Source organism: Erythrobacter litoralis HTCC2594 (assembly GCF_000013005.1).
GTDB classification, from domain to species: Bacteria; Pseudomonadota; Alphaproteobacteria; order Sphingomonadales; family Sphingomonadaceae; genus Parerythrobacter; species Parerythrobacter litoralis_A.
In genome coordinates, this window is the sequence record NC_007722.1 from 1649610 (window position 1) to 1662888 (window position 13279).

General features: G+C 63.0%; 11 protein-coding genes and 1 riboswitch. All 11 genes read left to right on the forward strand.

Annotated features, from left to right (window positions below; all coding sequences use genetic code 11):
- Positions 1-66: 66 nt before the first annotated feature.
- Positions 67-253, reverse strand: a riboswitch (cobalamin riboswitch).
- Positions 254-412: 159 nt separating this feature from the next.
- The 11 genes from EL2594_RS07890 (at position 413) to EL2594_RS07940 (ending at position 13270) form a co-directional block, all read left to right on the forward strand.
- Positions 413-1576: a cell wall hydrolase gene (locus EL2594_RS07890; protein ID WP_011414517.1), complete on the forward strand. Its 1164-nt coding sequence runs from the start codon at positions 413-415 to the stop codon at positions 1574-1576.
- Between the two features lie 118 nt (positions 1577-1694).
- Entirely contained in the window at positions 1695-2006 is a 312-nt protein-coding gene (locus tag EL2594_RS07895; protein WP_011414518.1) for a hypothetical protein, read from the forward strand.
- Positions 2007-2160: 154 nt separating this feature from the next.
- Positions 2161-4086: a putative bifunctional diguanylate cyclase/phosphodiesterase gene (locus EL2594_RS07900; protein ID WP_049762541.1), complete on the forward strand. Its 1926-nt coding sequence runs from the start codon at positions 2161-2163 to the stop codon at positions 4084-4086.
- Between the two features lie 279 nt (positions 4087-4365).
- Positions 4366-5340, forward strand: coding sequence for a malate dehydrogenase (gene mdh / locus EL2594_RS07905; protein WP_011414520.1), 975 nt, complete (start codon positions 4366-4368; stop codon positions 5338-5340).
- Positions 5333-5845, forward strand: a complete 513-nt coding sequence (locus tag EL2594_RS15335) for a hypothetical protein (RefSeq protein WP_155806016.1) — start codon at positions 5333-5335, stop codon at positions 5843-5845. Before mdh ends, EL2594_RS15335 begins: the two co-directional genes overlap by 8 nt.
- A 10-nt stretch (positions 5846-5855) precedes the next feature.
- On the forward strand, positions 5856-6746 hold the full coding sequence (gene sucD, locus EL2594_RS07915) for a succinate--CoA ligase subunit alpha (protein ID WP_011414522.1): 891 nt from the start codon (positions 5856-5858) through the stop codon (positions 6744-6746).
- Between the two features lie 101 nt (positions 6747-6847).
- Positions 6848-7135: a GIY-YIG nuclease family protein gene (locus EL2594_RS07920; protein WP_011414523.1), complete on the forward strand. Its 288-nt coding sequence runs from the start codon at positions 6848-6850 to the stop codon at positions 7133-7135.
- Positions 7136-7186: 51 nt separating this feature from the next.
- On the forward strand, positions 7187-10039 hold the full coding sequence (locus EL2594_RS07925; RefSeq protein ID WP_011414524.1) for a 2-oxoglutarate dehydrogenase E1 component: 2853 nt from the start codon (positions 7187-7189) through the stop codon (positions 10037-10039).
- Positions 10040-10049: 10 nt separating this feature from the next.
- On the forward strand, positions 10050-11300 hold the full coding sequence (odhB, locus tag EL2594_RS07930) for a 2-oxoglutarate dehydrogenase complex dihydrolipoyllysine-residue succinyltransferase (RefSeq protein WP_011414525.1): 1251 nt from the start codon (positions 10050-10052) through the stop codon (positions 11298-11300).
- Between the two features lie 116 nt (positions 11301-11416).
- Positions 11417-12835 carry a dihydrolipoyl dehydrogenase gene (gene lpdA / locus EL2594_RS07935; protein WP_011414526.1) on the forward strand — a complete coding sequence of 473 codons (1419 nt, stop codon included), beginning with the start codon at positions 11417-11419 and terminating at the stop codon, positions 12833-12835.
- Positions 12836-12844: 9 nt separating this feature from the next.
- Positions 12845-13270, forward strand: a complete 426-nt coding sequence (locus EL2594_RS07940) for a VOC family protein (RefSeq protein WP_041685194.1) — start codon at positions 12845-12847, stop codon at positions 13268-13270.
- Positions 13271-13279: the final 9 nt, after the last annotated feature.

The window sequence follows — 13279 nt, forward strand, 5'->3', positions numbered from 1 at the left end:
TCATGACGGAGGCAGCGCGGGAGTGCGTGCCCCTTCACCCATTGCCATCGGTACACCCCGCCCGCGGCTCAAGCGACGGTCTCGGGCAGGTCTCCTGGCTCCCGGATCGTCGCTTCCCCGCCGCCTTCCCGGTCGAAACCAGTGGCCCTTGGCAGGGTCGCTCCCCGGTCACAGTTGCGGGGGCAGCGGGAGCATCGCACTCCCTTCCCTCTTCGGCCGGTGTTACGCGGCAACCCGTGACGTGAAGCAGCCGATACAGTCGCTTTGTGCAAGGGACAATCCCTTAACCGGTCGCCACCCCGGCCTTTAACCCGCTCTTAGCCATCGGCCTTAACCCCGCTTTGCGAGCTGTGCCGCCATAGGACGATGCGAATTCCGCCATGTTTGCCAGCCCCTTGCCAGGCTATCGGCAATGCTAGCCAGAAGCCTGTCCGAGGACCGTTTGACCCAAAGCCCCGCCACTGCCGAACACCGCTTCGCCTTCCAGCGCCGCAAGCGCGGATGGGCGGGTCTCGGCATGCGCAAGAAGGCTCTGCTGGCGCTGGTCGCGGCCGTCACCGTGCCGGCTTTCGCGGCACCCGGCGAATGGCGCAATTTTTCGAGAGAGCACAAGACGACAGAGCTCGTGCCTCAGGTCGATCCGATGCCCTTCGAGCAGCCCGGCGGGAGCTTTCCGGGTTCGGCCTTCTACTATCTCGAAGATGCGCCGCAGCTGGCCTACGATTTCGACGCCGCCATCGAGGGTGCCGATAGCGCTGGGCGGTTCTTCAATCCGCTCGAAGTGATGGGCGGCGATCCGGCGCAGGCCATCGAAACCCGTTCGGCAGGCCCCGCTGCCGGCGCCTTCCGCCTTGGCGGGACGGGCGTCGACAAGGCGCGCGCACTCCAGTGTCTGGCGACCGCCGTCTATTACGAAGCAGCATCGGAAAGCCTCGGCGGCCAGAAGGCGGTGGCGCAAGTCGTCCTCAACCGCGTGGCGCACCCGACCTATCCGCGCAGCGTGTGCGGCGTGGTCTATCAGGGTTCGGAGCGGGTGACCGGGTGCCAATTCAGCTTTACCTGCGATGGCAGCCTGCGTCGCAAGCCCTCTGTCGGCGGCTGGGCGCGGGCGCAGCGGGTGGCGCGCGAAGCGCTGGACGGCGATGTCTATGCGCCCGTCGGTCTCGCCACGCACTATCACACCACCTGGATCAATCCCTATTGGGCCAGCAGCCTCGACCATGTCGGCACGATCGGGGCGCACCGCTTCTATCGCTGGCGCGGATCGGCGGGCAAACCGGGCGCGTTCCGCACAGTCTATATCGGCGGCGAGCCTCTCCCCCGCCCAAGCGCGCGCGCAGCCAGCATTGCCAGCGACACGCCCGACCCCGGCACCGATCCGGTCGCGCTTGCCCGCGCTTACGAAGAAGCGCGCCAGAAGGCCGAAAGCGAAGCGCGCGCTGCGAGCGCACCCCGCTACACGCAGAAAATCGAGCAGGCCGGCGGCGACGCACTGTTCACCGCCGACAAACTGCCCGGCTCCGGCGCAGTGAAGGACGAATACGCCAATGCCGGGCAGTGGAAGCAGCGTCCCTGAGGGCGTTCACCCAGCCAATTCTTAACGGCCGCGAAACCCTGTGAGTGAGCAAAGCCTTCAAGGCTTGTCGCTAAAGGCACGGGCATCGAACAACACCCCACAAGAGGTTGCACCCCGCATGACCGTCCATTTCGCCGCTGCACGTTCTGCCACGCATTCGCCGCTCGCCCGCGCCTTCGCGCGCCGGGCCATCGCACGCGCCGCCAACGATAATGGCAACCCCGACGCCGACGGTCGCAACGAAGCGCTGTTGCAGGCCTCGCTCCGCCACTTCGCCAAGCATGGCCTTGCGGCAGCCGCCGAGGCGCGCACGCGTGCGGAGGAGGCCTTCTTCGCCGGCGACCGCGAGTCCTACGACTGGTGGCTCGGAATCTGCCGCACATTGGACCGGCGGATGGCGGAGGAAATTTCCCGCAGAAAACAGGGCTGAAGCCCGCAAGTGCGCTCGCTCCGGCACGCGCGGCCCAGCATCACAAAATGCGCGGCGCGGTTGGTAAGTATCGCGTTAACCGGATCGTGACCTCTTCGGCCTAGTGCGGACGTCTATGCCGGGCCGTTCCCTTCTGACTGCGATCAAGCGTCGCATGGGTCGAAAAACCGAGCGCGATGCGATCAGCGATCGCGTGCGCCGCCTGCTTGTACGCACGCTTTATACCCAGCCGTCCAACCTCGCGATCGGTGCGATCATGGGGGCCGTCTGCACATCGGTGACGGCTTGGGTCACGCAAAGTACCGTCATCACGATCTGCGTCGTGCTGATGACGCTCATCGGGTTCGCTCGCGTCCTGATGGGACACATGCTTTCACCCGACAACGAGCGAACGACCACGCGCAAGCTCGAGCTGCTCTACGAGGCGGGGGCATTCAGCTACGCCTTCCTCTATGGCCTGATCGCCGCGCTGGTGATGATCTACTATCCCGGCAGCAGCGCGGAGTTGCTGATCGTGGCCTGCGCCCTGAGCTACGGCATTGCCGTTGCGGCGCGCAATGCCGGGTCGCGACTTATTGCCCAGGGCCAGCTGGTGCTGGCGCTCGGCCCCATCTTCACCGCCTGCCTTATCGTCGGAACGATACCGACGCTGACGCTCGCCGTGTCTATCCTGCTGGGAGGAAGCGCCACCGCGAGCATCGCCAAGAACCTTCACCGGGTGCTGCGCGCATCGATCGCATCGGCCGAAACCAGCGAACGCCTCGCCCGCAAGATGGAAATCCAGGCGCATACCGACGTCGTCACGAAACTCGCCAACCGGGCCGGCCTCAACCACCAGATGGTCGAGAAACTGATGGCCATTTCGCAGGACCAGATGCTGGCGATGTATTGGCTCGACATCGACCGCTTCAAGGAGGTCAACGACCTGCTCGGGCACCAGACGGGCGACAAGGTGCTGGTCGAACTCGCGCAGCGGCTGAAGGAAGCCATGCCGCAAAATGCGCTGGTGGCGCGGTTCGGCGGCGACGAGTTTACCGTCGTCACCGAAGTCGGAAGCCGCCGCCATGCCGAGATGCTGGCGAGCGAAGTGCATGCCGAACTGATGCGTCCGATGCGCATCGACGGCGACCGGCTCGAAGTCGGCGCTTCGATCGGGGTCGCGCTCCTTCCCGATGACGGTGTCGACAGCGACGAGCTCATGCAGAAAGCCGACCTCGCCCTCTATCATGCCAAGGTCAACGGCCGGAAACAGACGCAATTCTACGATGCCTCGATGAGCCGCGACCTCGCCCGCAAACGCGAAATCGAAGCGGAGCTGCGCGCCGCCATCCTGAAAGACGAACTGTCGATCTTCTTCCAGCCGATCGTCGACCTGAAGACCGGCCGGATCAGGACCTTCGAAGCGCTGGTCCGCTGGTTCCACCCGGAAAAGGGCGAATTGCGCCCCGACGAATTCATCCCGGTGGCGGAAGACAGCGGCCTAATCGTTACGCTCGGCAACTGGATCACCGCGCAGGCCGCCAAGGCTGCGGCGCAATGGCCGGAAGAAGTGACCCTGGCCGTCAACCTCTCGCCGCTGCAGATCAAGGCGCCGGGTGCGTCCCTGGGGGTGCTCAATGCCCTGCGCGAAGCACAATTGCCGCCGGAACGGCTCGAGCTCGAAGTGACCGAGAGCCTGTTCCTCGATGACAGCGAGGCCACCGAACTCTTCATCAACGAACTTGCCGCCAAGGGCGTGCGCTTTGCGATGGACGATTTCGGGACCGGCTATTCCTCGCTCGGCTACATCAACAAATATCCGTTCTCCAAGATCAAGGTCGACCGCAGCTTCGTCTCCGGCCCCGACGTCAGCAAGAAGACCGAGGCGATCATCCGCGCCGTCGCCGAAATGGGCGCGCAGCTCGACATGGACATCGTCGCCGAAGGGCTGGAAAAGATCGAGCAGGTCAAGGCCGTTCGCGAAGCCGGCTGTACGCTGGGCCAAGGCTATTATTTCAGCCGCGCCGTGCCCGATTACCTCGCCGCCATGCTGCTGGCGCAGGAGCGCGAGAGCGAAGACGGATTGCGCAAGGTCGGCTAAGCGACGCCTGCGCAAGGACGTGCGCGGGAACAATCCGGTAGGATATCGATAGAGTAGTTGTAGCGCACGATCGCGCACCCCGCAGAATCTACCCTTATTGCAATTGCGAACTATTTGCATAAATAGTTGGCGCCATGAGGCTTTTGCCGGTTGCAATCCCCCCTGCACCCGCCTAGGTCGGCTCCCGAGATTCCGGGCGCGGCTTCCTCGCGGGACGCGGGCGTGCGCCATTCGGAGAGGCTTGACCGGTCCCGCGCCCTGGAAGGACTGAATCCCACTATGGCCCACGCGACTGGACGCAAGAAGATCGCCCTCATCGGCTCCGGCATGATCGGCGGCACCCTCGCCCACCTCGCCGCGAAGAAGGAAATGGGCGACATCGTCCTGTTCGACATCGCCGAAGGCATGCCCCAGGGCAAGGCGCTGGACCTCAGCCAGTGCGGCCCGATCGAGGGCTTCGACGCCAAGATCACCGGTTCGAACGACTATGCCGATATCGCTGGCGCCGATGTCGTGATCGTCACCGCCGGCGTTCCGCGCAAGCCGGGCATGAGCCGCGACGATCTGCTCGGCATCAACCTGAAAGTGATGAAGGCGGTCGGCGAAGGCATCAAGAACAACTGCCCCGACGCATTCGTGATCTGCATCACCAACCCGCTCGACGCGATGGTCTGGGCGCTGCGCGAATTCTCCGGCTTGCCGCACAACATGGTGGTCGGCATGGCAGGCGTGCTCGACAGCGCGCGTTTCGCGACCTTCCTCGCCTGGGAATTCGGCGTTTCGACCCGTGACGTGAACGCCTTCGTGCTCGGCGGCCACGGCGACACGATGGTCCCGGTGAAAAGCTATACCACGATCAACGGCATTCCGGTCGACGACTACGCCAAGATCAAGGGCGTGAGCGAAGACCGCATCGACGAAATCGTCGACCGTACCCGCAAAGGTGGCGGCGAGATCGTCGGCCTGCTCGGCAACGGCTCGGCCTATTACGCCCCCGCCACCAGCGCGATCGCAATGGCCGAAGCCTATCTCGGCGACCAGAAGCGCATCCTGCCGTGTGCAAGCTATGTCGAAGGCAAGTATGGCCTCGACGGGCTGTACGTCGGCGTCCCCACCGTGATCGGCGCGGGCGGCACCGAGGAAGTGATCGAGATCGAGCTGTCGGACGAAGAGAAGAGCAATCTCAAGGTTTCGACCGACGCGGTTGAAGAGTTGCTTGAGGCTTGTAAGGGTCTGGATAGCTCGCTTGTCTAAAGCCCTGCCAATCCTGACCCACTCGCTTGCCGCGCTAACGCTGGCCCTATCGGCTAGCTCGGCAGCGCTTGGCCAAGAGAAAACTTTCATTGAAGCGACAAGTGAGCATCTCGTTGGCGCCGTAAATACTTGCGAAGCAGCAAAAGACGGGAGTGTTTTCAGCACCCTGAAAATTAAGCAACAAGGTTGGCGCAGTCGTGGCGGCCCCTCTATGTTTGGCAAACTGCCGAGCGGGGCAAGTATCACCATCTCTGACAGCGATGTGCGGAAAAAAGACTCCTGCGTTATCATCGGCTGGGTCAACGAGACCTCCAGCGTTGATGAGGTACAAAACCAAGTCACCCGCTTGCTTGGCTTGGAATTTGAGGATGATCCGACTGGCGCGAAAACTGCAAAAAGTAACGGCTGGAACTATGCCCTTATGAGCTTCACCAAACCAGACGTGACCGATCAAACCCGCGTGATCATCGTTATCACCTCAAACAACGCATCCGCAGCTCCATAGGGGAAACCATATGTCCATCCTCGTAAACAAAGACACCAAGGTCATCACCCAGGGGATGACCGGCAACACGGGCACCTTCCACACGCAGCAGGCGCTCGATTACGGGACGCAGATGGTCGCGGGTGTGACCCCCGGTAAGGGCGGCACCGAGCATATCGGCCTGCCGCAATTCGACACCGTGCGCGAGGCCAAGGACGCGACCGGCGCGACCGCGAGCTGCATCTATGTCCCGCCACCCTTCGCCGCCGATGCGATCTGCGAAGCGATCGATGCCGGGATCGAGCTGATCATCTGCATCACCGAGGGCATTCCGGTGCTCGACATGGTCCGCGCCAAGCGCGCGCTGCAGGGCTCCAACTCGCGGCTGATCGGCCCCAACTGCCCCGGCGTGCTGACGCCGGACGAGTGCAAGATCGGCATCATGCCGGGTTCCATCTTCAAGAAGGGCAGCGTCGGCGTCGTCTCGCGCTCGGGCACATTGACCTATGAAGCCGTGCACCAGACCACCATGGTCGGCCTCGGCCAGTCGACCGCGGTCGGCATCGGCGGCGACCCGGTCAACGGCACCAACTTCATCGACGTGCTCGACCTGTTCCTCGACGATCCCGAGACCAAGAGCATGATCATGATCGGCGAGATCGGCGGCAGCGCCGAAGAAGAAGCCGCTGCCTTCCTCAAGGCCGAGGCGGCCAAGGGCCGCAGCAAGCCGACGGTCGGCTTCATCGCCGGCCGCACCGCCCCTCCGGGCCGCCGCATGGGTCACGCCGGTGCGATCGTCTCCGGCGGCAAAGGCGGCGCGGACGACAAGATCGCCGCGATGGAAGACGCGGGCATCCGCGTCAGCCCCTCGCCAAGCGAACTCGGCACGACGCTCGACGCGATGCTGAAGGAAATGGCGTGATCGCCAAGGCCCTCTATATGAGTCCCAGCGCAGGCTGGGACCTCCCTCAATCTGGCGCGAGCCCGATGGAGGCTCCAGCCTGCGCTGGAGCTCACGGCTAGTTGAAGGGCGGTTTTGTCTACATCCTCACCAACCGAAAGGATGGAGTTCTTTATCTCGGAGTGACCAACGACCTTGCCAATCGGGTGGAGCAGCATCGAACCGGGACGGTCTCAAGCTTTACGAAGAAGTATCAATGTCATCGGCTCGTCTGGTTCGAGCCATTCGAAAATATTCACGACGCCCGCGAAACCGAAAAACGGATGAAAGCATGGAAACGCGCTTGGAAAATTCGGCTCATCGAGGAGGCCAATCCGGGTTGGAACGATCTGGCCGACACCCTCGTTTGACAAGCGCCAAGATGAAGGAGGTCCCAGCCCTCGCTGGGACTCACAATCACTATGGGTAACGAAACGCACGACTTCATGCCCGAAATGGGCGACCAGGGAGACCCGCAACAGGGCCCGAGCTGGGGCAACCCGCGCTGGCTGGCGGAAGTCGCGGATGCCGATGCCGACCTGACGGCGGCGCTCGACCCGACGCAGATGAAGCTCGCGGTCGAAGCGGCGGCGAAGCAGGCGGGCAAGGCCGCCGATCCGAAAGCGATCGAGGAAGCGGCGGCGGATTCGATCCGCGCGATGCTGCTGATCCGGCTCTATCGTGTGCGCGGGCATATGGCGGCCAATCTCGACCCGTTGGGCCTAAACGACAGCAAGGAGCCGGCCGACCTCCAGCTCGAATGGCATGGCTTCGCCGGTCAGGAGGACAAGGAAGTCTTCGTCGGCGGTGTGCTCGGTTTCGACTGGGTGACCGTGCGCGAGCTCTACGACACCTTGCGCGCGACCTATTGCGGCAATGTCGGCCTCGAGTACATGCATATCGCCGATACCGAGGAACGGCGTTTCCTGCAGGACAAGTTCGAAAGCCCCGGCGAGACGATCCAGTTTACCGATGAAGGCAAGCAGGCGATCCTGTCTGCGGTGATCCGCGGCGAGCAATACGAAACCTTCCTCGGCAAGAAATATGTCGGCACCAAGCGCTTCGGCCTCGATGGCGGCGAAAGCATGATCCCGGCGTTGGAAGCAGTCATCAAGCAGGGCGGCCAGGCCGGCGTGCGCGAAATCATCTACGGCATGGCCCACCGCGGGCGATTGAATGTGCTCGCCAACGTCATGGGCAAACCCTATCGCGTGATCTTCCACGAATTCTCCGGCGGGAGCGCCAATCCCGAAGACGTCGGCGGATCGGGGGACGTGAAATATCACCTCGGCACCAGCACCGACCGCGCCTTCGACGATATCGAAGTGCACATGTCGCTGGTCCCCAATCCCAGCCACCTTGAAGCGGTCGACCCCGTGGTGCTCGGCAAGACCCGCGCGCAGCAGGCGATCCGCGACGACCTCACTAAGCACCAGCAGGTCCTGCCGGTGCTTATCCACGGCGACGCGGCTTTCGCGGGCCAGGGGGTGGTGTGGGAAAGCCTCTCGCTCTCCGGCATCCCCGGCTACAACACCGGTGGCTGCATCCATTTCATCATCAATAACCAAATTGGTTTCACGACCAGCCCGAAATTCGCCAGATCGTCACCGTACCCCAGTGACGTTGCCAAAGGCATCCAGGCGCCGATCCTGCACGTCAACGGCGACGATCCGGAAGCGGTGACCTTCGCCTGCAAGCTCGCGATCGAATACCGCCAGACCTTCGGCCGCGACGTAGTGATCGACATGTGGTGCTATCGCCGCTTCGGACATAACGAAGGCGATGAGCCCAAGTTCACCCAGCCACTAATGTACGATGCCATTCGCGCGCACCCGAAAGTCAGCAAGATTTACGCCGAACGGCTTATCGAAGAGGGTGTGATCGACAGCGATTATGCGGCCCAGCAGGAGAAGGCGTTCACCGAGCTCCTGCAAGACGAATTCGACGCGGCGGAAAATTACGAAGCGAGCAAGGCCGACTGGTTCGGCGGGCGCTGGGCGGGGCTCAACAAGCCGGTCGATGCCGAAACCGCGCGGCGCAATGTCGAAACCGCGATCGAGAAGAAGCTGTTCGACAGCCTCGGCCAGAAGCTGACCACCGTTCCCGACGACCTGACCCCGCACAAGACTTTGCTGCGCGTCCTCGATGCCAAGCGCCAGATGTTCGACAGCGGCGAGGGTTTCGACTGGGCTACTGCAGAAGCGCTCGCATTCGGCAGCCTGGTGACCGAAGGCTTCGGCGTTCGCCTATCGGGCCAGGATTCGGGCCGCGGCACCTTCAGCCAGCGCCACGCCGTCTGGGTCGACCAGAAGGATGAGCACAAATACATTCCGCTCGTCCACCTGCCACACGGCAAGTTCGAGGTATATGACAGCCCGCTGTCCGAATTCGGCGTGCTCGGCTTCGAATACGGCTTTGCCATGGCCGATCCCAAGACACTGGTGTTGTGGGAAGCGCAATTCGGCGATTTCGCCAATGGCGCGCAGATCATGATCGACCAGTTTATCGCCAGCGGCGAAGCCAAGTGGCTGCGCGCAAACGGCCTGGTGATGCTATTGCCGCATGGCTACGAAGGCCAGGGGCCGGAGCACTCCAGCGCCCGTCTTGAGCGCTTCCTGCAACTGTGCGCCAACGACAATATCCAGGTCTGCAACATCACGACGCCGGCCAATTACTTCCATGTGCTGCGCCGCCAGATGCTGCGCAGTTTCCGCAAGCCGATGGTTATCATGACGCCCAAGAGCCTGCTGCGCCACCCGATGGCGAAAAGCAGCGCCGAAGAATTCATGGGCGACCATCATTTCATGCGCATCAAGTCGGACCTCAAGGAAATCGACGACACAAAGGTCAAGCGGCTGGTGCTTTGCAGCGGCAAGGTCGCCTACGACCTCATGCAGAAACGCGACGAGGAAGGCATCGAGGACATTTCGATCGTTCGTATCGAGCAGCTCTACCCCTTCCCCGGCGAGCCGCTGACCGTCCGGCTCAAGCGCATGACCAATCTCAAGGAAATCGTCTGGTGCCAGGAAGAGCCCAAGAACAACGGCGCGTGGTTCTTCGTCGACCGGCTGATCGAACAGGCCGCTCTCGACGCGGGGCACAAGCTACGCCCGATCTATGCCGGCCGCGAGGTCGCGGCATCGCCGGCAACGGGCTTCGCCAGCCGCCACCAGGCGCAGCAGGAAAGCTTGGTGTGCATCGCTCTCGACCTCGCCAATTGCGGCGAGACCGCCAAGGTCACCCTGAAACGCCCGCCGAACAAGCCAAAGGGCTGAGGAAGAACACATGACGACAGAAATCCAGGTCCCCCAGCTCGGTGAATCGGTCACCGAAGGCACGATCGGCGAATGGCTCAAGCAGCCCGGCGATGCGGTCGAGGTCGACGAGCCCATCGCCAGCCTCGAGACCGACAAGGTCGCGGTCGAGGTGCCTTCCCCGGTCGCGGGCGTGATCGGCGAGCTCAAGGCCGAGGTTGGCGACACCGTCGAAGTCGGCGCCGTGATCGCAACGGTCGAAGAAGGCGCGACCGGCGCTGCGACCAAGGGTGAAGAGCCCGCCCGCTCGCAGGAAAAACGCGAGCAAGGCCGGGAAGAACGCGCCGAGCAGGAAGAAGCGACCGATTCCCCCTCTGTCGACGGATCGCAGACGCTCAGCCCGGCCGTGCGCCGCGCAGTGCTGGAACACGGGGTCGATCCCTCGACCATCAAGGGCACCGGCAAGGACGGGCGCCTGACCAAGGAAGACGTGGTCGCCGCGGCGCGCGCCAAGCGCGATGGCGGCGGCGAGAGCGCCAGCGCTCCCGCCCCAGCCCCGGCCGCAGCCACTTCCGGCGGCGAACGCCGCGAGGAGCGCGTCAAGATGACGCGCATGCGCCAGACCATCGCCAAGCGTTTGAAGGGCGCGCAGGAAGAGGCCGCGCTGCTCACGACCTTCAATGATGTCGACATGTCCGCGGTGATCGAGGCACGCACGAAGTACAAGGATTTGTTCGCCAAGAAGCACGACATCCGCTTGGGCTTCATGGGCTTCTTCGCCAAAGCCGCGTGCCTTGCCCTGAAGGACGTGCCGAGCGTCAACGCCTATATCGAAGGCGAAGAGATCGTCTATCACGACTACATCGATATTTCCGTCGCCGTCAGCGCGCCCAATGGCCTGGTGGTTCCGGTGATCCGCGACGCGCAGGCCAAGGGTTTCGCTCAGATCGAGAAAGACATCGCCGATTTCGGCAAGCGCGCAAAGGAAGGCACGCTGACGATGGAAGACATGAAGGGCGGCACCTTCACCATCTCCAACGGCGGCGTGTTCGGCAGCCTGATGTCGACCCCGATCATCAACCCGCCGCAAAGCGCGGTGCTGGGCCTGCATCGCATTGAAGACCGTCCGGTTGCCGTGAATGGCGAAGTCGTCATCCGCCCGATGATGTACATCGCGCTGAGTTACGACCACCGCCTGATCGACGGCCGCGAAGCCGTCACCGCACTCAAGATCATCAAGGAAGCGATCGAAGATCCCACCCGGATGCTGATCGACCTCTAGAGATCAACCCCCATGTCCGTTCGGGCTGAGCCTGTCGAAGCCCTGTCCTTCTTCTGGACCGACGGAAAAAAGGAAGTACAGCCCTTCGACAGGCTCAGGGCGAACGGAGTTTGGAAATGGCTGACCATTCCTTTGATTACGACGTCCTCGTTATCGGCGCTGGTCCGGGTGGCTATGTCGCCGCCATCCGCGCTGCGCAGCTGGGGCTCAAGACCGCTTGTGCCGAAGGCCGCGAAACACTCGGGGGCACCTGCCTCAATGTCGGCTGCATCCCGTCCAAGGCGATGCTGCATGCCTCGGAATATTTCGATGCGGCCGCCAACGGCACTATGGAAAGCATGGGCATCGAGGTGAAGCCCAAGCTCAATCTCGACAAGATGCACGGCCAGCGGCTCGATGCCGTCGACGGGCTGACCAAGGGCATCGAATTCCTGTTCAAGAAGAACAAGGTCGACTGGAAAAAGGGTTACGCCACCTTCCAGGACGCCCACACTGTCAAAATCGGTGACGAGACCGTCACCGCGAAAGACATCGTGATCGCGACCGGCTCTTCCGTCACCCCCCTGCCCGGGGTCGAGGTCGACAATGCCAAGGGCGTGGTGGTCGATTCCACCGGCGCGCTCGAATTGGCCAAGGTGCCCAGAAAAATGGTCGTGATCGGCGGCGGCGTGATCGGGCTGGAACTCGGCTCGGTCTGGCGGCGGCTAGGCGCTGAAGTGACGTGCGTCGAGTTTCTCGATGAAATCCTGCCCGGTATGGACGGCGATATCCGCAAGGAGTCGCGCAAGATTTTCAAGAAGCAGGGGATCGAGTTCAAGCTGAAGACCAAGGTCACGGGCGTAACTGTCAAGGGCAAGAAAGCCCATCTGACGCTAGAACCTGCCGACGGAGGCGACGAAGAGACGATGGAGGCCGATTGCGTGCTCGTCTCCATCGGTCGCAGGCCCAACACCGAAGGGCTCGGCCTCGACTCTATCGGCCTCGACGTGAACAAGCGCGGCCAGATCGAAACCGATCACGATTTCCGCACCAGTGTGGAAGGCGTCTGGGCCATCGGCGACGTCGTTCCCGGTCCGATGCTGGCCCACAAGGCGGAAGACGAAGGCATCGCGGTGGCGGAGAACATCGCCGGGCAGACCGGCATCGTGAACCACGCCGTCATCCCCAGCGTCGTCTATACCCTGCCCGAGATCGCTGGCGTCGGCCTGACCACCGAACAAGCCATCGAAGCCGCTGGCGGCGACAAGACCAAGGTGAAAGTCGGCAAATTCCCGATGATGGCCAACAGCCGCGCCAAGACCAATCACGAGCCCGACGGCTTGGTGAAGGTCATCGCCGACGCCGAGACCGACCGCGTTCTGGGCATATGGGCCATCGCCAGCGTCGCCGGCACGATGATAGCCGAAGCGGGCATCGCGATGGAATTCGGCGCAACGAGCGAGGACATTGCCTACACCTGCCACGCCCACCCGACCCACGCCGAAGCGATGAAGGAAGCGGCGATGGCAGTTCAGGGCAAGCCGATCCACATTTGATCGACTGGTCTGCCCATGCCTCCCTTCCACCTCGCCTTTCCCGTCCATGACCTGATCGCTGCGCGCGAGTTCTGGGGTGGGGTCATGGGTTGTGCGGAAGGGCGCAGCAGCGACGACTGGATCGACTTCGATTTCTACGGGCATCAGATCGTCGCGCACCAGGCGCCATCGGTGGTGGCCAAGGGCGCATCGGGTAGCAATTACGTCGACGGCCACGATGTGCCCGTACCCCACTTCGGCGTCGTGCTGCCGATGGACGACTGGAAGGAGCTTGCGCAGCGGCTGAACGACGCGAGCGTCGCCTTCGAGATCGAACCCACCGTCCGCTTCGAAGGCGAACCCGGCGAACAGGCGACCATGTTCTTCCGCGATCCCAGCGGCAACGCGCTGGAGATCAAGGCGATGGCGAACCCGGAAAACCTGTTCGCCAAATAGACTTTTGCG